General features: G+C 32.8%; 16 protein-coding genes and 1 tRNA gene. 4 read left to right on the top strand and 13 right to left on the bottom strand.

Annotation, left to right across the window (positions count from 1 at the left end):
* Positions 1-7 precede the first annotated feature (7 nt).
* Both ybeY and RH82_RS10070 read right to left on the bottom strand, forming a co-directional pair.
* A complete protein-coding gene (ybeY, locus tag RH82_RS10065; protein WP_034060428.1) occupies positions 8-418 on the bottom strand; it encodes an rRNA maturation RNase YbeY in 411 nt (136 codons plus the stop codon).
* Positions 411-3,911 carry a DUF4175 family protein gene (locus tag RH82_RS10070; protein ID WP_034060430.1) on the bottom strand — a complete coding sequence of 1,167 codons (3,501 nt, stop codon included), beginning with the start codon at positions 3,909-3,911 and terminating at the stop codon, positions 411-413. The genes ybeY and RH82_RS10070 overlap by 8 nt, the downstream gene beginning before the upstream one ends.
* Before the next feature lie 155 nt (positions 3,912-4,066).
* On the opposite strand from RH82_RS10070, the gene gltX reads away from it, so the two are divergent.
* Positions 4,067-5,575, top strand: a complete 1,509-nt coding sequence (gene gltX / locus RH82_RS10075) for a glutamate--tRNA ligase (RefSeq protein ID WP_034060431.1) — start codon at positions 4,067-4,069, stop codon at positions 5,573-5,575.
* A gap of 70 nt (positions 5,576-5,645) precedes the next feature.
* On the opposite strand, the gene RH82_RS10080 is transcribed toward gltX, so the two are convergent.
* Both RH82_RS10080 and RH82_RS10085 read right to left on the bottom strand, forming a co-directional pair.
* Positions 5,646-7,487, bottom strand: a complete 1,842-nt coding sequence (locus RH82_RS10080; protein ID WP_052158298.1) for a T9SS type A sorting domain-containing protein — start codon at positions 7,485-7,487, stop codon at positions 5,646-5,648.
* A gap of 61 nt (positions 7,488-7,548) precedes the next feature.
* Complete coding sequence (locus tag RH82_RS10085; RefSeq protein ID WP_034060433.1) at positions 7,549-8,235, bottom strand: hypothetical protein; 687 nt, start codon at positions 8,233-8,235, stop codon at positions 7,549-7,551.
* Between the two features lie 106 nt (positions 8,236-8,341).
* On the opposite strand from RH82_RS10085, the gene RH82_RS10090 reads away from it, so the two are divergent.
* Complete coding sequence (locus RH82_RS10090) at positions 8,342-9,274, top strand: SPFH domain-containing protein (RefSeq protein ID WP_034060434.1); 933 nt, start codon at positions 8,342-8,344, stop codon at positions 9,272-9,274.
* A 79-nt stretch (positions 9,275-9,353) separates the two neighbouring features.
* On the opposite strand, the gene RH82_RS10095 is transcribed toward RH82_RS10090, so the two are convergent.
* From RH82_RS10095 to RH82_RS10110, 4 genes are all read right to left on the bottom strand, one after another.
* Positions 9,354-10,529, bottom strand: coding sequence for a GNAT family N-acetyltransferase (locus RH82_RS10095; RefSeq protein ID WP_034060437.1), 1,176 nt, complete (start codon positions 10,527-10,529; stop codon positions 9,354-9,356).
* A gap of 54 nt (positions 10,530-10,583) precedes the next feature.
* Positions 10,584-11,066 (bottom strand): DUF1761 domain-containing protein, encoded by a 483-nt coding sequence (locus tag RH82_RS10100; protein ID WP_034060439.1) that lies wholly within the window; start codon positions 11,064-11,066, stop codon positions 10,584-10,586.
* Between the two features lie 150 nt (positions 11,067-11,216).
* Complete coding sequence (locus RH82_RS10105) at positions 11,217-14,846, bottom strand: S8 family serine peptidase (protein WP_034060440.1); 3,630 nt, start codon at positions 14,844-14,846, stop codon at positions 11,217-11,219.
* An 84-nt stretch (positions 14,847-14,930) separates the two neighbouring features.
* Entirely contained in the window at positions 14,931-16,952 is a 2,022-nt protein-coding gene (locus tag RH82_RS10110) for a glutamine--tRNA ligase/YqeY domain fusion protein (RefSeq protein WP_034060442.1), read from the bottom strand.
* Between the two features lie 219 nt (positions 16,953-17,171).
* Between RH82_RS10110 and folB the strand changes: the two genes are divergently transcribed.
* The gene (gene folB / locus RH82_RS10115) at positions 17,172-17,534 is read left to right on the top strand and encodes a dihydroneopterin aldolase (RefSeq protein ID WP_034060444.1); all 363 of its coding nucleotides are present in this window, start codon (positions 17,172-17,174) and stop codon (positions 17,532-17,534) included.
* A 49-nt stretch (positions 17,535-17,583) separates the two neighbouring features.
* Positions 17,584-17,654 (top strand) — tRNA-Cys (locus RH82_RS10120).
* A gap of 1,255 nt (positions 17,655-18,909) precedes the next feature.
* Here the strand turns inward: RH82_RS10120 and RH82_RS10125 are convergent.
* From RH82_RS10125 to rnr, 5 genes are all read right to left on the bottom strand, one after another.
* Complete coding sequence (locus RH82_RS10125) at positions 18,910-19,350, bottom strand: hypothetical protein (protein ID WP_034060447.1); 441 nt, start codon at positions 19,348-19,350, stop codon at positions 18,910-18,912.
* Between the two features lie 459 nt (positions 19,351-19,809).
* Positions 19,810-20,490 (bottom strand): LysE family translocator, encoded by a 681-nt coding sequence (locus tag RH82_RS10130; RefSeq protein WP_034060448.1) that lies wholly within the window; start codon positions 20,488-20,490, stop codon positions 19,810-19,812.
* Between the two features lie 144 nt (positions 20,491-20,634).
* Positions 20,635-21,309, bottom strand: a complete 675-nt coding sequence (locus tag RH82_RS10135) for a head GIN domain-containing protein (protein ID WP_034060450.1) — start codon at positions 21,307-21,309, stop codon at positions 20,635-20,637.
* Between the two features lie 150 nt (positions 21,310-21,459).
* Positions 21,460-21,768 carry a YbjQ family protein gene (locus RH82_RS10140; protein WP_034060451.1) on the bottom strand — a complete coding sequence of 103 codons (309 nt, stop codon included), beginning with the start codon at positions 21,766-21,768 and terminating at the stop codon, positions 21,460-21,462.
* A 93-nt stretch (positions 21,769-21,861) separates the two neighbouring features.
* On the bottom strand, positions 21,862-24,060 hold the full coding sequence (gene rnr, locus RH82_RS10145) for a ribonuclease R (protein WP_034060454.1): 2,199 nt from the start codon (positions 24,058-24,060) through the stop codon (positions 21,862-21,864).
* Positions 24,061-24,065 lie beyond the last annotated feature (5 nt).

Consider the following 24,065-nt stretch of genomic DNA (forward strand, 5'->3'; position numbering starts at 1 on the left):
ATGAATTCTAATTAAGCGTATTAAGGTAGAAGTTTTCTTTCTCTCGCATGAGTTTAGCATCTTCGTCTGTCTTATCTTTATAACCACAATAATGTAAAACACCATGTACAAGTACACGATATAATTCATTTTCGAAAGTAACCTTGAAATCTTTAGCATTATCCTCAACCCTCTCCGTAGAAATAAAAATATCACCTTGTAGTGTTTTTCCTACCGAATAATCAAAACTAATAATATCTGTAAGTGTGTCGTGGTTAAGGAAATCCACATTAAGCTTGTGAAGATATTCGTCATCACAAAAAACATAGTTTATCTCGTCCTCTTTAAAGTTTTCAGAGGAAATAACTGAAGCTATCCATGCTGAAACTACAGCCTCATTTGGAAGCTTAAAATCGTTTTCGTAATTAAAACTAATCATTCTTTTGTTTAAAGTATTCTTGTACTTTTTGTTTATAAACCTGCTGCAAAGGTAAGGCTTGCTTATTCAATATTTCTGTGGTATTAAAATATTCTTTAGCCTTAGGTATTTGATTATTTGTAGTATTTGAAAACTCCTTTTTATTAGTTTCAGATTTACGTTTATTGTCCTGTCCTTGTTGAAACGTTGCTTTTTCCAATTTTAAAAGTTGATGTTGTAAATTCAACATTTTAGAAAGTGTTTCATTTGTAAAGCCACTATTAATTAAATCCAACTCCACATCTTCCATTTGCTTTAGCAATTGCTTTGCATTTGCTGGTGTTCCTTTACCCATCTTTTCGTCTAATGCAAGCTTGTCTTCCAGTGCCTGACGTATCATTTGTTGCTGTTGGTAGATCTTATATAACTCTCCGTTTACATCTTCATTAAAACCATCTTGGCCTCCTTGAGCTCCACCTTTACCCTCTCCATCTTTTCCATTGCCTTCGCCTTCACCTTTTCCCTTTCCGTCTTTACCTTTCTTACCGTCTTTACCTTTTTTACCATTCTCACCCTTGTCGCCATCTTCACCTTCCTTACCTGGTTTTTTTCCTTTTCCCGGTTTCTCTCCTGGTTTGTCTCCTGGTTTTTCTCCTTCTCCATCTTGAGGTTTACCGCTCTCTGCTTTTTTTGTGCCTTCCTCCATTTTCTTATTAAGCTCTTCTTGGCTCATAATAATATCTGGAAGTGGCTCACCTCCTTCCCCGGATCCAGGTGATGGCATTCCCATTGAATTTTGTAACTGATCTAAAGTATCACTTAAAAAATTGGCTAAATTATTTGCAGAAGTAACTGCGTATTGTTGCGAAGACACACCTTTATACAAATTATTCTCTGCTAACTCCGCTAAGGCTTTATCGATATTAAAATACACTTCGGAAATCTCAGTATTTACCTCTTCAGATATTTTTGGTTGACGCAGGGATAGACCAAATAAACTATCATCCACATGCTCAAAATGTGTACGCAAATCCTTCTGTTTTTTTAAATAGGTAGCGTATTCATTATGGTTTATTTCTATACTTTTAAAGCGTTTCATTACCTTTTCTTCATCGAAAGAAAACAGTAAAAGATTATCCAATATTTGACGCAACATGTCAATATCTTCCTGTAATGCTTCGCCTGAACCTTGCCCCATTTGAGCCTGCATTTTCATGCTCATCTCTTTCATTTTCTGAGCTGCTGCTTTTTGCTTTTTCTTTGCTTTAGTATTCTGACTTTGCTTTTCTTCGTTGCTTGGCGATTGTTCTTTCTTATCTAATTCTTCGGAAGCCTTTTCTTGGTCTTCTTTTACATTTTCTTCTTTATTCTCATCTCTAGGCAAATCAATAGGTTTCTTTAATTCCTTATTATCCTTTTCGAGATCGTCTAATTGCTTTTGGATGTCTTCAAATTTCTTGTTCAGCTCCTCTTGCTTTTCTTTAGTATTCTCCTTTAGTTTTTCGTTAGCAAGTTTATCTTGTTCTTTAGCAAGCTTGTCTAGCTCATTGCCAATTTTTTCCATTTTCTTATTAACGTAATACCGCTTCGTTAATTCCAATATTTGCTCCAGGCTTCTTTTCTGACTTTTAGCCTTCTTAGCGAGTTTATCAATTTTCTCTGAGAACTCTTCTTTATTCATCTTCTCGCGCAACTTTTCGAGCTCTTCAAGTAGTTTTTCGTCTTTTTTAAGTTGTTCTTCGTTTTCTTTTAAACGTTCTTTTAAATCGGCTTTAAATTGATCTTCTTTCTTATTTTCTTTTTGGAAGTCTTCTAAATTCTTTTGAAGCTTTTTATTAAACTTCTGCATCATTTTTTCTTGTTGCTTTTGACGCTTCATGAAATTTTCGAACTTCTTTTTATCATTAAAATTGAGTTCAGATTTTTCCTTTTGCGTTTTCGAAAGCTCTTCTAATTCTTTTTGCTGCTTATCGAACTTTTCCAAAGATTGATTTAAATCTTGAATCGTTTCGTTTTGCTCTTGTAATTGCTTTTTCTCCTCTTCGTCTGCTGTTCGTTTTCTGTAACTAAACACACTGCTCTTTGTGCTCTTATTTTTAGTAACTGCGTCATTATCGAAAACCTCGAAGTATAAATCGTAACTAGTACCTTCAGTGATATCTAAATTGTTTGGAAACGCGCTTACAAACTCGCTAAAATTTGATCCTGATATTGGAATAACTTCTGTTTTCTTCACCTTATCATTTCCGCTAGGATAATAGACTAATTGCAATCTATTAAGACCGTAATCATCGCTAACTTTTCCGAAGAAATACAACGATTGCTTATCTAAAGAATCTACTTTAGATTGTAGTTTTAACTCTGGATATTCATCGCGAACCACTTGAATATTAAACGCTAGATTCTCATAATCTTTTAGTTGATTATTACTTGTTGCAATGCTATAATCGAAATTACTATACACGCTTTTACCAATAGAAAATTGTCCGTTTTCGCTGCTATTAAACTGCGTTGTGTCTTTCGCGTAAAGCGTGGCGTAATCAGTTGCTTTTGTTCTTAATTCCCATGTAATACGTGTTCCTGTTGGTACAACTGCATTTCCTGTACTTTTCAATACCTCATCGCGCTTATTTGTATAATTTGGGTAATTTAAAAGCATATCGAAACCCAATAAAGTTGGTACTGGAGCCACGGTTATTGTATAAGGTTTAGAGGTGACTTTATTTGCTGTTAAATTAAAAGTAATATCGTTTTTAGGTTGCTCGAACACATATTCGAAAGCACCTACTCCACGTTGTTGCAAATAATAGGTCTCGTTACTAAAAGTGATTTTCGCGTTCTCGGGAATAACGTCTCCAGCGGTTTTAACAATCAATCGAAACTCCTTATTCTCGACAGCCTGCATATCTTCATTTAAAACAAAAAACTGAAAAGGTGCTGGTTGCTCAAAAGCGGTTTGGTAATTTACTACACGCTCATAACTCTCGCTAAACCAATTCAATTTCCCAGAAATAGCTGTTACCAAAATAATAAGCAATGGAATGGCTGCATATTTCAAATATTTAGCATTTTTTTTGAAATTTATAGCCAATTTAAATGGCACTGGATTTAATTCAGCTGACTTCTGGTCGATGCTTGCTAACAATAGCTCTGAATCTGAATGTGTGTTTTTTAACTGAAGTACATTAAGCAATTTATCATTAACCTCCGGAAAATGATTACCAATTAATAGTGAAGCTTTCTCAAAATCTATTCCTTTTTGGAGTTTGAACAATTTTGCTAATGGCATTGCAATAAACTTAACAAACAAGGCCAGTTCTACCGCTACAAACAACCAAAAGAGAACCGTTCTAGCCGCAGAGTTTAACCATAAAAAATGCTCTACTAACAATGTAATTAATAGATATAATAAACCAATACTAAAAAACAAAATCACGCCTTTAATTAACGCGTTCGTGTAATATTTTCTAATAAATTGCTCTAGCTTAGAGTGTATGTTTTGGAAATTGTTCAATGCTCGATTACTTTTTTTGCTTTATAACTGACTAAAATACTGCTTTATTTTATAAAAAATATTAGTATTTTGTTAAAAGGATGTTTCAAAGAATCTACTGATTTCTTTGTTCTATACCCATATCAATATATCTTTGCGACAATAAAATTTATACAATGTCTAAAAATGTTCGTGTGCGTTTCGCACCAAGTCCAACAGGACCTTTACATATTGGAGGTGTGAGAACAGCTCTTTTTAACTATTTATTTGCAAAAAAACACAACGGTACTTTTGTGTTACGTGTTGAAGATACAGACCAAAACCGTTATGTAGAAGGCGCAGAGCAATATATAATCGATGCTTTAAATTGGTGTAATATTCCTTTTGATGAAGGACCTAATAAGAATGAAAAATTTGGCCCTTACAGACAGAGTGAGCGCAAGCATTTGTACAAACAATATGCTGAGCAATTAATTGCTAGTGATAATGCATATTACGCTTTTGATACTTCTGAAACTTTAGATGCTAAAAGAAAAGAATACGAAGCGAACAAGCAAACCTTTATATACAATTGGCATAACCGTTTAGAGCTCAGTAATTCTTTATCGCTTTCTAAGGAAGATACTCAAGCAAAATTAGACAATGGAGACGATTATGTAATTCGTTTTAAATCTCCTCAAGATGAAACACTTCGTCTTAAAGATATTATTCGTGGAGATATTAAAATTGATACTAATGTTTTAGATGATAAAGTACTGTTTAAAAGTGATGGTATGCCCACCTACCATTTAGCGAACATTGTAGACGACCATTTAATGGAAATCTCTCATGTTATTCGTGGAGAAGAATGGTTGCCTTCTTTAGCTTTACACATGCAATTATACACTGCTTTTGGATGGGAATCTCCTGAATTTGCACATTTACCTCTAATTTTAAAACCTACTGGAAAAGGAAAGTTAAGCAAGCGTGATGGTGATAAATTAGGCTTCCCAGTGTTTCCATTAGAATATACTTCGCCAGATGGAGGTGTTTCTAAAGGTTATAAAGAAGAAGGCTATTTTGCAGATGCAGTAATTAATTTCTTAGCCTTTTTAGGATGGAATCCTGGGACAGAACAAGAGCTTTTTAACTTAGACGAATTAATTGAAGCTTTCGATTTAAATCGTGTAAATAAAGCAGGAGCACGTTTTGATCCAGATAAAATCAAGTGGTTTAATCATCATTATATGCAAGAGCAAAGCAATGATGAATTGGCTGAAGCTTTTAAAAATAATCGCACAGAATTAACAAACATAGATTCTAGCTACATCGCAATGGTTGTAGGTTTAGTTAAAGAACGTGCAACGTTTGTAAACGACTTTTGGGCATTAAGTAGCTTCTTCTTTGTTGCTCCAGAAAGTTATGACGAAAAAGCCTCTAAAAAAGCTTTTAAAGATAAAACCAAAGACTTAATGACGCATTTAGTCTCAATAGTTGCTAATATTGACGATTTTGAAGTAGAACCGCTTCAAAAAGAAATTAAAGGTTGGATTACAGGAAACGAAATAGGTTTTGGAAAAGTAATGATGCCTTTACGTTTAGCACTTGTTGGAGCACTACAAGGTCCAGAAGTTTTTGATATTATGTATCTAATTGGTAAGGCTGAAACTGTAATGCGTATAGAAAAAATGATTACTGTTTTGTAAAAACCGCAAACATATTAAATAAAAAAAGCGAGCCAATGGCTCGCTTTTCATTTATATAAAAATCTAATGTTTACTCTTTAATAAACTTTAATACAGTATCTACTCCATTAAATTTAATAAAGTAAGCTCCTGTTGCCAAATTAGAAACATCCATTGTATTCGCTCTTGCATTAACGTTTAGGTCTTTTACTCTTTGACCCAACATATTAAATACGGCAACATTATAATCTTGATTAATGTTTTTTAAAGTAATTACTCCTTGAGTTGGATTAGGGTAAATAGAAATACTATTTGCTGTAAACTCATCTACACTTAAATTACAAGTATAAGCAGGCAATGTATAGCCTCTTGCAGTAAATCTATCTGTAAAAGCTTGTATATCTGCACAAGTATAACCTCCAGCAGTTCCCATGTCTATAGCTGCTTGTCTTACAGCAATTGCTGCGTCTTGCTGGTTTGTACCATTATTTGTCATAGCGATACCCTCTATAAAAGCTTTGTCAGTTTTCTCTCTACCAACAATGTCCCAAACTTCCATTAACGTTGATGCCCACATTTGTCCGTCGTTATGTGCTGCTCCACCTTGTAAGCCAACTAGACCGCCAGGATAGACTCTAGTATCTGCAGTTGTACGTCCTCCCCAACATGGGTTATGTCCATCCCAACCAAACATAAAACTGTATGATGCGTCTGAAGCGCTCCATTGTCCAAAACTTCTTTTATAGGATCCTGCTAAATAGTCTCCATTACCTTCTCCTAAGAAAGGAGATGTTGCACCATTTGTAATCCAATCATGCACGCCATGCCCAACTTCATGTACAATAACATCAGCATCTTCACCATCATCTACACAACCTTCTCCAAACTGAACACTTTGTGATCCTGGATTATAAAAAGATTGATCTTCTCCATTTGCACCATGCGCATCAAATCGAACTACTCCTCCATTTCCGCTAGGAGCGACACTTAAACCTAAATCAACATTTAGATATCTTAAAAAATTATCTAAATGATAATACACATTAACTGCTTCAAAACCGTCTTGTTGTCTATTAAAAGAGAAATCGCTACTCGTTTGAATAAACAAACCTTTGTTTGGCGCACCTAATTCTGCAATATCTGCATAAGGTCCAGTTAATCTATAATTACCTCCAGATAATTCAATATCTAGTAATGTAACAGAACTTCTTGCTGCATCCAAAGCTGCGTTAGTATTGTCATTATTATCTACATATTGTCCTCCATAAAGACTAGTTGTTGCGGTTAAAGGATCTGATTCAAAAACAAAACCAGTTCCGGTAGCCATCATTATAGATGAATTATCCGTTTTTGCTGTGTTTTGGTCCTTATCCTTTTTGTCTTTTTTGTGATTGTATAATGCAACATCCTTAGCACTTATTACAGCACCTGTTTGGGCATTTAACATCACTTCCCATGCTCCTGTTTTGGTATAAGCACTTACAAGAACTCTGCGAGTCAAAATAGTTTGATTGTTATTTTTCAAAATGTAAAGTTCATTCTTTATATTAGTAACATCGGCAGCTTCGACGTTTAAGTTAGTTAAAGCAATTTCTAATGCTTGTTCCTCTGTAACAGCTGGTGTGGTACTTATCGTTTCAATACTAGAATCGTAAGTCGTTGCATGAAAAGTAACATTGTTTCTATTAGATACATGAACAGTAATTTCTGCATTAAAAATTTGAACACCATTGATCATTTGGTAAAAACGAAAGGTTTCACCAGATAAACCTGCTCTACTAAATTGCATGTCCAAATTATGATTATCTTGAATATTTAATTCGTTTTTATTGTCTTCTAACCAATTGCGTGCAATGGTTTCTTTTTCACTTTGTGCGAAAATAGTAGCACAGCCTAAAACTGTAAATATTAAAAAAAGTAGATTTTGTTTCATGACTATGAATTTTAGTTTGTATTGAATAATACCGTAATTATTTACTAGATCGTTCCCTATTTTAAAAGGATATCATAGCAGAAAAAGTTAACATGGATTGATTTCCTTTAAACTTAGTGCTGTTCCCTGTTAAATCAATATCGTCATTGGAGTTTAGCTTATTTAAGGTGTTAGTGAAACCATAGATATATTGGGCTCGAAACTTTATAATACTAACTCCTGCTGTTAACCCAACAGCACCATTAGCATTAAAAGCAGAAATTTTTGTAATATCGCTAGCTGTTAAAGCATTATAATTATTAACTAAAAAATTCTCTTGTTGGTCGTTTATTAATTCTAGGTCACTATTGTATTGTAACATTGGTCCAAAATCGAAAGTTAAAAAATCACCAAAAATTTTAGCATGCCATAAGTAAACAACTTGTACCGTAAATATCTTATATTCTAGTGCTTCTGCAGATAAATCTGTATTACTTATACGGCCAGAAACACTAATTTTATTTTCGGCAAGTTGCATCCCATAACTTGCATTATACCATTTGTGTGGTAATTCTACAGTAGCACTCATACCACCAATCCAGCCATCGCCTTTTGTAGTTTCAAAATTATCGGTAATAATATCGAATTGTGAAATACCACCAAACAAACCAATACCGTTTTTAATATCTACAGTCCCGTGTTGAGAGAAACTTTTTGTAACAAAACAAAGCATAATGACTACTAATAACGAAAGTTGTATCTTTTTCATGGAAATTTTTGTATTAATGAACAAATATAACTTATTTTAGTATTTCAACTGTTATAAACACTAAAAGCTAGATTTATAGCTTTTAGAAACCACTTAAAAAACTGTTATGGGACAATTTATTCTTATTCCGATTTTATTTTTCGGTCTTATTATTTTAATTACTGGAATATTTACTGTGAAACAACAAACTGCTGCTATTGTGGAACGTTTTGGTAAATTTCTAAGTGTTCGCCAATCTGGGTTACAATTTAAAATACCGATTGTAGATAAAATTTCAGGACGCTTAAGTTTAAAAATTCAACAATTAGATGTCATTGTAGAAACAAAAACTAAAGATGATGTTTTTGTACGTTTAAAAGTTTCTGTACAATACAAAGTAATAAAAGCTAAGGTAGCAGATGCTTACTATAAATTAGATTATCCACATGATCAAATTACTTCTTATGTCTTTGATGTTGTGCGTGCAGAAGTGCCAAAAATGATACTTGACGATGTCTTTTTACGTAAAGACGATGTTGCAATTGCAGTAAAATCTGAGCTTAATGAAGCGATGCAAGATTACGGTTACGACATTATTAAAACTTTAGTAACAGATATTGATCCAGACGCTCAGGTAAAGGAGGCAATGAACAGAATTAACGCTGCAGATAGAGAAAAAACTGCCGCTCAATATGAAGGTGATGCACAGCGTATTTTAATTGTTGAAAAAGCAAAAGCTGAGGCCGAGAGTAAGCGTTTACAAGGACAAGGTATTGCAGATCAACGTCGTGAAATTGCGCGTGGTCTTGAAGAAAGTGTAGAAGTTTTAAATAAAGTTGGTATTAACTCTCAAGAAGCCTCGGCTTTAATTGTGGTAACTCAACATTACGATACTCTACAAGCTATTGGTAGCGCAACAAATAGTAATTTAATTTTATTGCCTAACACGCCTCAAGCAGGAAGTAATATGCTAAATGATATGGTTGCCAGTTTTGCCGCTAGTAATGAAATAGGCGAAGCTATGAAAGAGGCGAAGCTTAACAAGAAAGATGGTAAATAATAAAAATGAATAGCCTTAAAAGGCATGATATCAAAAAACCTCAAGTTTAAGCTTGAGGTTTTTTATTTCTTATACCAACTTAAACCTTTAATGTCGTTTTAAAAGGGTGTCTTTCTACCCATTTAGTTTCTGGGTTTAAATACTTAACAATAAATTTAAGCATAGAGTTAGCAACAAAATTAGTGTGCTTCATGTAAATATACATAGGCTCAGGTGTCGCGCCAACAGAACTTTTAATTTCCATTGCTGTTCTAGCATAAACAATTTCTTTAAAATTATTTTCAATACCAAATTGAGCCATATCATAAAGCATGTTCAAATATATTTGATGCTTATGTTGGTACTTATGATTATAACCTAAAAAATAAGTTTCTAGTGCTTTATTATTAAGTATTAAAGTGAAAAAACCAACGAGTTCTTCATCTATAAAATAGCCGAAAACTTTAAAATTTTCTTGAAGTTCTTCTTTTAGTGTCTTAAAATGATTTTTGTTTAATATGAAAGAATTTACTCGTGCGTTATCTGAAACATTTTTATACAATTGAAAAACTTCAGATTCTAATACACTTAAATCTTCAATGCTTAACTCTCGTTTACTAATTTGCTTACCTTTCTTTCTAGCCGATTTAAAACGATCTCTATACTTTTTAGTAAAAGCTGAAGTATAGTCTTCTAAGCTTGTCCAAGATTCTGGAATATTAAAAACCATATTAGGCTGTACCTGCACTTTGTAAAGTTTTTCTGTTTTAAAAAAAACTTGATTATCATGGATTTCGTCATATTCAAAATAATCTTTAAAAGCTATTAGCCTCACTTTTTTATTTTCCTTTTGTTTTAAATTAGATTTAATCTGGCCTATAACTATAGACAATTGATTTAAGAATTCTTTATAGCTTATTGCTTGACTATTAAAATACAAACCATGCTGTCCTGTGTGCATGATGTTGCCAATAACTAAAGTATTTCCTCTAACTATTTTAGAAATTAATTGTTTCGATCTTCTAGTTAAATACTTGTCGTTATTATTTCTAAAGATATCTTCAAGATACATTTCTACACGTTGGATAATTGCAATTCCAACAAGTTCTTGAGCTTTAAAAATAGCTATATAGTTAGGCGTAATGTTTTTAGGAGAAGAGTGTTCTAAAGCTTTTAAAAAAGATGTTTTTAATAACACATCATTGTACGGTAAAGCATCCCAAGAATCTGGGATTTCTTCTACTGTATTGTATATTTTAAACTGTAGCTTAGTCATAAAAAAACTGATGGATTTACCATCAGTTTTTGTTTGTTTTATATACTTACATTATTAAACCCAACCACATAAAATTGCTCCCATAACTGCTAAAGAAACAACCCAATACCCAGAGTTAATAAAAATATATTTCCAACTTTTACGTTCGAACATTCCATTAATTGCAATAACAGGAAAGAATAAGAAAACACCTGCTAATACACCGTGTAAAGCACCATGTTTAAAAGTTCTAAATACTGTGCCATAATCTGCCATAAAAGCTTCGTAAGACGGTTCTGCAAGAGTAGCGTCTCCACCCATTAAACTATAAGCTCCCATTTGGTGATTGGTTAATTGCTGTAAAAAGAAGGCTAAAATAAAAGATAATAATAATGTTAAACCAAAAATAATAGGCATGTTTCCACCTTTCATTTTTTCTTCGGTCATTTCAGATTCGCGCATCCAAGCGTTTCCAAAAAGTTTTGGGTTATACCATAAAAACCCAATAAGAATAGGTGCAATTGCAGCTACTAAAATTGCTAGATAATTAAACTCCATAATTATTAATGTATTGGTTAGTTCGCTAAATGTACAAAAAAGGAATTACGCACTAAGTTTCTTTTCAATACTGCTACTAGCATTTATTTCACTCCTAATTAAACTTCCCTTAATCTAAAAACTAATTCGTCGATGTTGGTTATATTTTGTCTACTCAATAATTATTTTTTTAATGACTTCGGTATTATTTATTTTAACCTTTAAAAAGTATAAGCCAGAACCATAGCTAGAAACATCTAATTTATGTTCTGCTTTAGTGTTAAAGCGTGTTTTAGAAACCGTTGTTACTCTTTGTCCTAAGCTATTAAGTAATTCCATTTGGTATGTATCACCAATAGTGGTATTAATACTAATATTCACATGATCTTTAGATGGGTTTGGATATACAGAAATTGCGTTTTCTAAAATATTTTCATCAACAGATAAAGTAATAACTACTTTGGTTAAATTAATGTTATCTATAAAAGTACCGTTACTATAATCGTTTATGTTTATAAACCTTAATAAAATGGTTTCACCTACATAAGGTGTTAAGTCAATTATTTCTGTTCTCCAGTTTGCAATGCTATTAGGAGTCCAAGCTGAATTTGTATAAGGTACAGTTGCTAAATTAAGCCCATCTTTAAAATACACTTGTGTAAAGGTAACACCACAATCAATAGAAACCTCAACACGTAAACCATCGTTATATGCTGCAGACCATTGCGCTTTTGCTAAATCGAACTTTAATTCAGCCGTTCCATTATAGTTTAAGTCAAAATACTCTGTTGTCATTGTATCTTCTTGACCTCTTGTGGTATAATTTGCACCATCTACAAACGCTGTAGTTGTCGCGTTACCGTCAATTCCAACAACATTTGTTCGTTCTTGCCATGTTATCGCGTTGTCTGGGTTGTTTATTACCCAACCTGATGGTAATACACCATTAACATCAAAAGGTTCTGCAAAATCAAGTGCTGTGCCGGTTACTTGTGCATAGAAACTTAGCGTTTTCTCGTCATTACTTGTAAATTCATCTCCAGGAAGTGAGGTCCAAACTTTTATACTACTCGCTTCATTAGCTGTTAAGGTTACTGGTGTTGTAAAGCTAAATGTATTAGATGCTCCAGCGGCAAGTGTTCCAGAATACATTTGACTAACTACGGTTCCTGTTCCAATTTGGTAGGAAACCATAAAATTTGATTGTGGAATTGTACCTCCGTTTTGAATGTTTACAGAGATAATAATTGGATCTGTACTACAAATTGTTTCGAAATCGTTTGCTGTATTACCAATTGTTGTAACTGATAAATCATTATTTAATGGGCAATTAAATAATCCGCTTCCTGTGTAGTTTACAGCATTTGTTCGTAAACTTTCCCATCCATTTCCTCCTTTTGCACTTACTGCAACCCAAATTGGAGTAAAAGGATCTGTAATTGGAATTGCTAATGATGTTGTTGTAGAATTCCCTACTACTTCCATAAACTTATTACCTAATAGATATACATCGTAGGATGTAGCATTTGTTACTGCGTTCCAGTTTACTGTTACTTCTGAAGGACAAACTTGTGAAATATTGACACCTGTAACACGAGAAGAAATAGAAAATTTACTTGTACTTTGGTCTGTAAGCACTCCATTAGTAATTCTAACTAAACAGTCTCCAACTCCAAATGCAAGTCCATTTGGTATAGTCCAAGTATAATTTGTAGTTAAAGCTGGTAATGTTGCCATAGCATTCCAATTTGTGCCATTATCTGTAGAGTATTCTAATACATGAGAATTTACAGCATTTACAGAATCCCAATGGATAATTTCTTGTGTTCCAGCTTCAAATTTTTCTCCTCCTAAAGGATAAGTTAATGTTAATCCATCGGTAATAATTTCGTAAACCACGTAATACTTTTGTGGTCCTATAGGCACATTAAAACCAGAGATATTAATGTTATAAATTCCAGAAGTAGGGTTATTTATTAACACTTGCTCCATATTATTTAAGTGATCTGCTCCCGTTGTTGCTGGTGTATCTAAATTAGCCGCATTTGGAGTGGAATCTAAAATCCATGGTTGGTGTACTGTACTTCCTGGGTCTGTTACAACTAAATCTAAATCATTTACTAATGCAGGTGAAGCTCCAGGAGCAGCTGCTTCATCACTCCAATACACCATAAAGCGGACTTGGCTAGTGTTTAAAGGAACTGTAATTGAGTGATTATTATTTGTGCCTTGTGTAACTGTACTGTTTAAGTAGCGTCCCTCTTCTATTAGCATTGCTGCTCTTAATCCATTTACTAATCCCCATCCAAAGCTAAAATCTGGACCTACATTTCCATAATCGTTTGCAGTATTTAATAAGGTTGCTTTTATTAATGCTGATTCTGGAAATGTTCCTCCATTTAAACCTGCATACGCTTCATATAATTGAGCAGAAACACCTGCAATTCCTGGTGAGGCTCCAGAAGTTCCTCCAAATGATTGATATGTATTATTTTCGTTTGTTGATTGTTGATTTGCTCCATGTGCAGTAATATCTGGCTTAATTCTACCATCTGCTGCTGGTCCATGACTACTAGAAGTCGCTAGTTCTCCATTAAAAAACGTGTTTGCTGTTGCTATTACATTTTTACCTTGTTTGTGTCCTCCAGTAATATTTCCCCAACCAGATCCTGCTCCATAACCACAGTTACTAGTTCCCGAATTACCAGCTGAAAACACGTGAAGCAATGAAGACGTAGTATTGGTTTGTGTATCTACAGTTCGAGAATTTAAAGTATAACCTCCATTACATCCATCTCCATAAGATGAATTTGTAATTTGTATTGTTCCATTATTTATTAAAGACGTTGTTTCTGGATCTAACATTGTTGATGCGTACAGCGTTACAAAAATATTTGTACCAGCAGCCATTCCTCTTTTTCTAGGATCGAGATTTCCAGCTCCAGCTAAAATTCCAGCAACACCATCTCCATGAGTTTGTCCTATAGTCGTGGTAGCAGAATTATCTATTCTTCCTTGAAAATCAATGTGCGGCCCTACAACACCATCGTCTCTTACCATTACACCAACACCTAATCCTGTATAATTTCTTCCTGTTGCTGTTTGTGTATCAAGGTTTGATGCTCTATGTAGGTTTCTTCCTTGTACATCTTCTTTTACAGCTGGTGCAGGAATTAATTCTACCCATTTTACAAAAGGCTTTGATACAACTGCATCTATTTGATTGTATGGGACCGCAATTTGTATCATGCTACTTCCTTTATAATCTTCTATAATTTCTACAGTGCCATTTTTTAACAATTTATTAATTACAAGATTAGAGCTTATAAAATTATAGTGTTCTAACATTAAAAGCACTTTATTGCCTTGCATTGCATAACTATCAATAGTGTTTAGTTTGATTTGAGATGCTTTTTTAAAATTATTTTCTATAGGAATTATAGAAACAATACCTGATGCTTGCAAGAAAGATGTTTGTGTGCTTTCAGGAAAGTAAAAAAGATATGTTTTATCTGGAAAATACTCAATAAGCTCAAGATTTCTAGAAGCAAACTGATCTTGAATATCTTGTGTTGGTGTTTCACTAAAACGCGCCCAGCCAAAATATCCTCCATTAAATTTTGAGTTTTCAGGCATGGCATTCAAATTGAAAGAGGCCATGTTATTAGGTAATTCAATTACTTCGCCCTGAAATTTAACTTGATTTTGAGCTTGTGAACTACTGAAGCTAAAGAAAAGTGCTACCATTAAAAAATAAGCACACGCACTTATTCTTGTTTTTAGTTGAGTCTTTTTTTTCATATTTTAGATTAAGATATTGTTGTTGTGGTCTTACTACTTCGTTATAAAATTTAAAACCTTTTTATTTTGTCAAAAGATAATATATTATTCTTTAAGCGCATTAGCTTCCTGAACCAACAACTCATTTTTATCATCTAATGCTTTTAAGATAAAATCGTTAATGGCTTCGTTGTTATCTAATCCGTTGTTTAATAAAACACCTAAACTTATCATCGTAATAATACGGGTACCCACTTTTTTAACTGCTGTCCCAAAGAGCGACTCTAAATCTTCGTAAGACACACTTTTAGCTAATTCTATAATTTCGGCTTTAGCTTTTTCACGTTGATCGTCTGGCATGCGATCGTATTTTTTACCGTAAGATTTTATTTGATCTATTGCTGAACGCTTATTTTGTTGTGGCTGCTTTATATTATTATTTTGCTGGTTATTATTCTCATTTTTAGGCTTTACTTTCGCCCAAGAATCTCTTAAACCAACGGTTTTATTAAATACTAATTTCTCTGAATTAGAATCGTCATCCACATTAAAATAACCTAAACGTTGAAACTGAAATTGCTTGCCTATTTTAGCTTCTGCTAAACTTGGTTCCACAAAAGCTTCAATTATTTTTAAAGAGTTCGGGTTAATAAAATCCATAAAACCTTTATCTGCATGACTGTCTGGAGTTTCATCTGTAAACAGTCTATCGTATTCACGAACTTCTGCTTTAATTGCGTGTTTAATTGAAACCCAATGTAATGTTCCTTTTATACGTTTTTCGGTATCTTCAGAATAGGTACAATTAATTTCGGTTACATTACCAGCTTCGTCTTTTACAACGCTTTCGGCTTTTATTATATAAGCGTTCTTCAGCCTAACTTCTCCACCTAATTTTAATCTAAAAAACTTACTACTAGCCTCTTCTTTAAAATCTTCTTTTTCGATATATAATTCGCGAGAGAATGGTACTTTTCTAAAACCTGCGCTATCGTCTTCTTGATTGTTTTCGGCTTCTAACCATTCTTCTTTATCTTCTGGATAATTGGTGATTACCAATTTCACAGGATCTAAAACAGCCATTACTCGGTCTGCTTTTTTATTTAAATCTTCACGAATACAGAATTCTAAAAGTGAGACATCAATTGTGTTTTCGCGTTTAGCAACACCTACAGTTTCTACAAATTTTCTAATAGATTGTGGTGTATAACCACGACGACGTAAACCAGAAATGGTAGGCATTCTTGGATCGTTCCAACCTGAAACCACTCCATCTTCAACCAATTTAAGTAACTTACGTTTACTCATGATAGTGTAACTAAGATTTAAGCGTGCAAACTCACGTTGTTTAGGCTGCATAGGATACTTGTTCTTTGCAAAACCATGTACTTGTTCCTTAAACCAGTCGTAAAGCTCTCTGTGAGGCTTAAATTCAAGCGAGCAAAGTGAGTGTGAAATTTGCTCTATGTAATCACTTTCACCATGTGTCCAATCGTACATTGGGTAAATACACCAATCGTTTGCTGTACGATGGTGGTGCTTTTTTAATACACGATACATCAAAGGATCGCGCATTAACATATTTACATGTTGCATGTCTATTTTAGCGCGTAAAATATGCTCGCCTTCATTACATTCTCCAGCTTTCATTTTAGCAAAAATAGCAAGGTTTTCTTCTACTGTTCTATTCCTATAAGGTCCGTCTACACCTTGTTGGGTTGGTGTTCCTTTTTGCTCTGCCATTGCTTCGCTTGACTGAGAATCGATATAAGCTTTACCCTCTTTTATAAGTAATATAGCCCAGTCGTAAAGTTCTTGAAAGTAATCTGAAGAGTAACGCTCTTCTGCCCATTTATAGCCTAACCACGAAATATCATTTTTAATAGCGTCTACGTATTCTTGCTCTTCTTTTGCAGGATTAGTATCGTCAAAACGTAAATTTACTGGTGCGTTGTATCTTTCGCCCAATCCAAAACTAATACCTATGGCTTTAGTATGGCCAATATGTAAGTAGCCATTTGGCTCTGGTGGAAAACGAAAACGTAGTTTATCTTGGGATAATCCGTTTGCTAAATCTTCTTCTATAATGTGCTCTAAAAAATTGAGTGCTTTTGTTTCTGCTGACATAAAATTGTTCTTTATTCTGAATGATTATTTAGTTTCCCTTTTTCGTGGGAATGACAGTTTTAAAAGAAATTTCTAAAAAAAACGAGAAATTTCTACTTAAATAAATCAACTTAAAATAGATTGTAAAATTAGTTAATTTTCTTCTGAAAAAAATTGGAAGTCATTTATAATTATTTGAAGCCTCTTTTTTAAGTACATTTGCCATTCAAAATATAAAAAATGGGAATAATTAAAGTTGAAAATATCCGCATTCATGCCAATCATGGTTGCTTAAAAGAAGAAACAGCTATTGGAAGTGATTACCGCGTAGATTTAAAAGTAAAAGCAGATTTAGAAAAAAGTGCAAGTTCTGATGCACTTAGCGATACTGTAGATTACGTATTTTTAAATAAAGTTGTCGCTGAAGAAATGGCAACTCCAAGTGCACTTTTAGAGCATGTTGCTAAACGTATTATAAGACGTATATTAACTGAAGCTAAACAAGTTAGTATAGCAACTGTTTCTGTAAGTAAGATTAATCCACCAATAAGTGGAGACGTTGAAATGGTTACTATTGAATTGACCGAAAAAAGAAAAAGTTAATCAATATAGCTTAAAACGGTAAATATTTTTATATTTGCTGCCAAATTAGGGTGTCGTGGCCGAGTGGCTAGGCAGTGGTCTGCAACACCATCTACAGCAGTTCGAATCTGCTCGACACCTCAAAAGAAACCTTCAACGCAAGTTGGAGGTTTTTTTTGTTTAAAATTTTAAGAAAATTATGGTAATTTTTTACAGCAGTTCGAATCTAATCGACACCTCAAAGAAACCTAAGACGAAAGTAAACTGTTTGTTTTGCTTAAAATTTTAGGAAAATTATAATAATGTTTTAGAGCAGTCCGAATCTGCTCAACACATCAAAAGAAACCTTAAACGAAAGCAAACTGTTTGTTATGTTTAAAATTTTAGGGAAATTATAATAATGTTTTAGAGCAGTCCGAATCTACTCGGTACCTCAAAAGAAACCTTCAACGCAAGTTGGCCATTTTTTTATGTTTAAAATTTTAAGAAAATTATGGTAATGTTTTACAGCAGTTCGAATCTGCTCAACACATCAAAACAAACCTTAAACGAAAGCAAACTGTTTGTTATGTTTAAAATTTTAGGGAAATTATAATAATGTTTTACAGCAGTTCGAATCTAATCGACACCTCAAAGAAACCTTAAACGACAGTAAACTGTTTGTTATGCTTAAAATTTTAGGAAAATTATAATAATGTTTCAGAGCAGTCCGAATCTAATCGACACCTCAAAAGAAACCTTAAACGAAAGTAAACTGTTTGTTATGCTTAAAATTTTAGGAAAATTATAATAATGTTTCAGAGCAGTCCGAATCTGCTCAACACATCAAAAGAAACCTTAAACGAAAGTAAACTGTTTGTTATGCTTAAAATTTTAAGAAAATTATGGTAATGTTTTACACCAGTTCGAATCTGCTCGACACCTCAAAAGAAACCTTCAACGCAAGTTGGCCATTTTTTTATGTTTAAAATTTTAAGAAAATTATGGTGATTTTTTACAGCAGTTCGAATCTAATCGACACCTCAAAGAAACCTAAGACGAAAGTAAACTGTTTGTTATGCTTAAAATTTTAGGAAAATTATAATAATGTTTTAGAGCAGTTCGAATCTGCTCAACACATCAAAACAAACCTTAAACGAAAGCAAACTGTTTGTTATGTTTAAAATTTTAGGGAAATTATAATAATGTTTTAGAGCAGTCCGAATCTACTCGGTACCTCAAAAGAGACCTTAAACGCAAGTTGTCATTTTTTTATTTTTCAATTATAATAATACAACAGAGGTTTGAAAAGTTGGAATCAATACCTAAAAAAATTATATTATAAATAAATATAGATTCCTGAATTCCTAGGAATGACAAAAAGTTTGCGGGTGTTTTCCTCAAATATTTTAAACCATCATTCCACCTTAACATAATACTTCAAGTATTTATTAATTTTAGTGTGATCTGCATTAACAGCATCCGATACTAACTGAAAAAAGTAGCGTTCGTTCTTATAATCTATTAGCTTTGCAGTTCCTAATATGTTTTGAGATTTATATTTAATTACAAAATCTACTCTGTCTAAATCGTTAAATGTTGTATTTACTGTTAGAGGTTTTTTAATTACGAATTCGCTTCCAGGATAAAGGGCAGTAAACTGTGTTCTTAAGCTTTTACATTGCTCTAATTGGCTTAACTTTTTATTCTTTACTACTTTGTTGTAAATAAAATAATAACCTCTAGAAGTCGCTTTTATTGGTAACTCGCTATCTTGATCACTTATAGATAATCTAAAACCTCTGGGTAACATTAGTTTTACTTTTGAATTTAAGACTATAACCGTATCTGTATTCATTTTTCTATTAAATGAGGCTTGTCTGTTTCTGTCGCTTAAGTAGTTTATAGTCGCTACTTTATTTCTTTTCTTTTGTTTTTTTTCTAACTCTTCTAAATAATCGTATTGAGAAGTACTTGAATTGTTATTATCGAGCTTAGAAACTGTACGTGCAATTTTAAAACCTATAACAAGAACTGTAAACAGTATAGATGCACCAATCCAAAATGGACTTTTGCTTTTTTTCTCCTTTTTATTGTATTCTTTGTAAGAAGGATGTTGTCTTAGTGGTTCGGTACTACTTTGAAAAGTAGTACTATTCTCTCTTTGATTGAAGTCTTTACAAGTACCTATAAAATTTGGTTTCTGTCCTGTTAAACCACAGAGTGTTCCAAAACGCTCATCTACTTGTTTGTTAATGCATGTGTTGCACTATTTTAGTCTAATCTGTTCTTGAGATTGCATTATTGCTACGTTTTATTAGTGAGTCTGTTCCTCAATTTTTTCAAATATTTCTTGAGGATTTAATTTATCTTTTGGCAGAAAACCTTTAACAATAAGTACCGTTCCACAAATTACCAAAATTAATCCTAGAAGACGTTTAACCTTAACAATAGCTTTAGGTGTCAATTTATTTTTTAATTGTTTGGCTAATAAAATTTTAAAAATATCTGTTACAAAGTAAGCCGTAATCATGGTTCCAAAAAAGATAATAAACCTATTGGTATCATTTTCTAAACTCGGACCAACTACTATAATAATACCTAACCAAAAAACTAAAACACCAATATTAATAAAGTTTAGAAAGAAACCTTTAATAAATAATGAAATATAATTTGTTTTAGGTTTTGCCAACTCTACAGTATCTACAGCTTCTTTTTTAGGTTTTTTAAAGTAAATAATAAAACCGTAAACAGCTAAAATAGAACCACCAAAAACATAAAGACCTGGCTGATTACTTAGGTTTTCTAATAGTTGAAAGCTTGAAAAATAAGCGATTGCAATAAATAGTATATCTGCAATAATAACACCAAAATCGAATGCTAACGCGGCTCTAAAACCTTTAATTACACTGGTTTCTAGAAGTACGAAAAAAACAGGACCAATCATGAAAGCTAAGAAAAAGCCTAATGGTATTGCTGTCTGAATGTCTTCAATCATAAAAAAGGAAAGTGTTGATATTACAAAGTAAAGAAATTTATGGGAAAAAATTAACTGTTTTAAGTAGTTAATTACATTAAATATAAACAAAAAAAAGCTTCATATAAATATGAAGCTTTAGGTCTAATAATATTGTTTGGATTTCTATTTTTTGATCTCTATTCTACCACCAAACGTTTGCTTTTTCTTAACATTTTTAGGATTTCCGTAGATATAAATATCTCCTCCAGCAGTAATTCTAGCATCCACTGTTTCTAAAGCATTAACCTCTGCTTCTCCTCCAGCACTAACTTTAACTTCTGTGTTATCTGTTATAAGCTCTTGTCCTTCATAAATACCTCCAGTATTTAAAGTAACATCTTGAGATTCTGCTTTTCCATTGGTTTCTATAATACCTCCAGAAACGGCTCTAACCTCAAGTTTTCTTACCTTTAAACCTATTTTTAATATGGCGCCTTCTTGTGCTCGAAGTTCAATTTTATCTTGTTCTATTAATTCATTACCAACAATTTTAGCGCCTTCATTACCATCTATAACTTCTATTTTTTTGTAATGCACTGCTACAAAGGTTTTGGTACCATCGAAACTGCGTTCTAATTTCATTCGCACTTTTAATATTCCATTTTTATTAATTATTTCTACGTCATCTGCATCTTGACCAGAAATAATAACTTTGCTTTCTTCAGATTTAACTAAACTTATATGAATTAAATCGAAGACTTTAACCGTTGTAAAATCGCCCACATTTAGCTCTTTAGGATTTTGAGAAAAGACAGCTATTGAAATAAATAGTAATACTACTGATGTAACTAGTTTCATGTGTTTGGGTTTATTCTTTTTTTATGATGTCATGCATGTTGTAATTAATCACTCTTTTAGAAGATTAATTTTTACCATACATGTTTCATAGTAAAGTATTTGTTTGTTTTAAAGAGCACCAAAAACTAAAACTGTTACAGTTTTGTAATATTATTTTTCTGAAACAACGTTTACAGCTGTACCGGTAACAGAAATCATATTTACAGCAGATGTTGCTAAAACTTCAAAATCTATTTTAATACCAACAATAGCATTTGCATTTAAAGCTTTTGCATTTTCTTTTAATTTATTAAAAGCTTCTTCTTTTACATCATTTACACTCTTATTTAAAGAATCTAAATATTTACTGGTACTAAAAGAGAATGTTACTTTTTGCTGTTGCGCACTAACTCCTGTTACAATGCCTTTATAATCTATTATTCTAAAGCCTTCTATAGAATTTGTTGTTGTTAAAATCATGAATGGTTGTTTTATTATTAGTTGATAAATTTATAAAAATGTTACAAATTAATTTTAACAACCTGTCGATTGTGCTCGAGGAGACAACATTAATTATGCTTTAGGCTTTCCTATTAATTCGAAATCTAAGTGACGTTTTACTAAATCGGCATTTTTTACTTTTACAATAACTTCATCACCAAGTTGGTACATGGTTTTTGTTTTCTGTCCAATTAATGCAAATTGCTCTTTATCGAACTGGTAAAAATCACCTTTTATATCGCGTGTTCTAACCATACCTTCGCATTTATTAGATACAATCTCTATATAGATTCCCCATTCGGTAGCACCAGAAATTACACCTACAAACTCTTCGTCTTGATGATCTTGCATAAAACGAATTTGCATGTATTTAATAGAATCTCTTTCTGCTTTTGTAGCTAAATATTCCATATTACTAGAATGCTTACAGCGCTCTTGGTAAATCTCTGGATTCGCTGTTTTTTCGCCATCTAAATACCGTTGTAATAAACGATGTGCCATAACATCTGGATAACGACGAATAGGCGATGTAAAGTGACTGTAATAATCGAACGCTAAACCGTAATGGCCTATGTTTTTGGTCGTATATTCTGCTTTAGACATGGTTCTAATCGCTAAAGTATCGACTAGGTTTTGTTCTTTTTTACCTTGAACATCGCTTAGTAATTTATTTAAAGATTGTGATACTCCGTCTTTACTATTAAAGTTTAATTTGTGTCCAAACTTTGCAACAACACCTTGTAAAGCCATTAGTTTTTCTTCATTTGGTTCATCGTGAACTCTGTAAACAAAAGTTTTTTCTGGTTTTTGTTTTCCTACAAATTCTGAAACCTTTCGGTTTGCTAATAGCATAAATTCTTCAATTAGCTTATTAGCATCTTTACTGGTTTTAAAGAAAACGCCAACTGGATTAGACGCTTTATCTAAATCGAATTTAACTTCTACTTTATCAAAAGAAATTGCGCCAGATTGCATACGTTTACCACGCATGATCTTCGCTAAATCATCCATTTTTAAAACAGCATCTGCAATCGCTTGGTCTGTTTTATATGCTTCTCCTGTAAGTGAAACCTCAGCAGGAATGCTGTTATTTTTATTATCTATTATAGCTTGAGCTTCCTCGTATGCAAAACGTGCATCAGAATACGTTACAGTTCTTCCAAACCATTCGTTTTGTATTTCGGCTTTGTTATTTAATTCAAAAACAGCAGAAAATGTATATTTTTCTTCGTGTGGACGTAAAGAACAAGCACCATTACTTAATATTTCTGGTAACATTGGTACCACGCGATCTACTAAATAAACAGACGTTGCGCGCTCGTAAGCTTCTTCGTCTAAAATAGTACCTTCTTGTAAATAGTGTGAGACATCTGCAATGTGAATTCCTATTTCGTAATTACCATTTTTTAAAACGGTAAACGATAAGGCATCATCAAAATCTTTAGCATCTTTAGGATCTATGGTAAAGGTTAAATCCTTTCGCATGTCGCGACGCTTCGCTATTTCTTCTGGTTTTATGTTTAAATCTATGTTGTTTGCGTAGTCTTCTACTTCTTTAGGGAATTCGTAAGGCAAACCATAATCTGCTAAAATAGCATGGATTTCTGTATTGTGCTCTCCGGCTTTTCCTAATACTTTAATTACTTTACCGTTTGGAGAATCGGCTTTTTCTGGCCATTCTTCCATAGTCACTAATACTTTGTCACCATCTTCAGCATTCATAGATTTACTGATAGGTACAAAAATATCTGTTTTCATTTTATTACCATCGACTACTACAAAAGCAAAGTTCTTTTTGGCATGAATTTGAATAATCCCAACATAATCCGTCTTTGCACGTTTAATAATTTTGGTTATTTCACCTTCTTGTTTACCACTTTTTTTACGTTTGTAAACATATAATTCTACTTCATCACCATTTAAAGCTTTGTTTACATTGTTTGAACCAATGTAAATATCGTCTTCAAAATCATCGCAAATAACGTAACCGTTACCACGTTGTGCAGCATCAAAAATACCAGTGTGATAAACTGTATTATTATTTATTTGAAACTTGCCACGATCGATTTCTTTAATCTCTTCTTTCGCTTTAAGCTCTGCTAATTTTTTTATAATCTGGTTGCGACTACTAGCGTCGTTAACGTCTAGTATGGCTCCAATTTGTTTATAGTTAAATGTTTTGTTTCTATCTTTTTTTAAAATACTTAGAATTGTATTTGTAAGGTTGGAAATCTTGTTATGTGAAGGTTTCCTGTGTTTCTTTTTACTCATGTAAT

The sequence above is a fragment of the Lacinutrix jangbogonensis genome (assembly GCF_000797445.1).
In the GTDB taxonomy this organism is placed as follows: domain Bacteria; phylum Bacteroidota; class Bacteroidia; order Flavobacteriales; family Flavobacteriaceae; genus Lacinutrix; species Lacinutrix jangbogonensis.

Bases quoted from the DNA above. Each gene is read 5' to 3' on its own strand.
- RH82_RS10125 (WP_034060447.1), bottom strand. From the start codon at position 19,350: ATGAATACAGATACGGTTATAGTCTTAAATTCAAAAGTAAAACTAATG.
- RH82_RS10140 (WP_034060451.1), bottom strand. From the start codon at position 21,768: ATGATTTTAACAACAACAAATTCTATAGAAGGCTTTAGAATAATAGAT.
- rnr (WP_034060454.1), bottom strand. From the start codon at position 24,060: ATGAGTAAAAAGAAACACAGGAAACCTTCACATAACAAGATTTCCAAC.
- RH82_RS10100 (WP_034060439.1), bottom strand. From the start codon at position 11,066: ATGGAGTTTAATTATCTAGCAATTTTAGTAGCTGCAATTGCACCTATT.
- RH82_RS10095 (WP_034060437.1), bottom strand. From the start codon at position 10,529: ATGACTAAGCTACAGTTTAAAATATACAATACAGTAGAAGAAATCCCA.
- RH82_RS10080 (WP_052158298.1), bottom strand. From the start codon at position 7,487: ATGAAACAAAATCTACTTTTTTTAATATTTACAGTTTTAGGCTGTGCT.
- RH82_RS10105 (WP_034060440.1), bottom strand. From the start codon at position 14,846: ATGAAAAAAAAGACTCAACTAAAAACAAGAATAAGTGCGTGTGCTTAT.
- RH82_RS10135 (WP_034060450.1), bottom strand. From the start codon at position 21,309: ATGAAACTAGTTACATCAGTAGTATTACTATTTATTTCAATAGCTGTC.
- RH82_RS10085 (WP_034060433.1), bottom strand. From the start codon at position 8,235: ATGAAAAAGATACAACTTTCGTTATTAGTAGTCATTATGCTTTGTTTT.
- RH82_RS10110 (WP_034060442.1), bottom strand. From the start codon at position 16,952: ATGTCAGCAGAAACAAAAGCACTCAATTTTTTAGAGCACATTATAGAA.
- folB (WP_034060444.1), top strand. From the start codon at position 17,172: ATGGGAATAATTAAAGTTGAAAATATCCGCATTCATGCCAATCATGGT.
- RH82_RS10130 (WP_034060448.1), bottom strand. From the start codon at position 20,490: ATGATTGAAGACATTCAGACAGCAATACCATTAGGCTTTTTCTTAGCT.
- gltX (WP_034060431.1), top strand. From the start codon at position 4,067: ATGTCTAAAAATGTTCGTGTGCGTTTCGCACCAAGTCCAACAGGACCT.
- ybeY (WP_034060428.1), bottom strand. From the start codon at position 418: ATGATTAGTTTTAATTACGAAAACGATTTTAAGCTTCCAAATGAGGCT.
- RH82_RS10090 (WP_034060434.1), top strand. From the start codon at position 8,342: ATGGGACAATTTATTCTTATTCCGATTTTATTTTTCGGTCTTATTATT.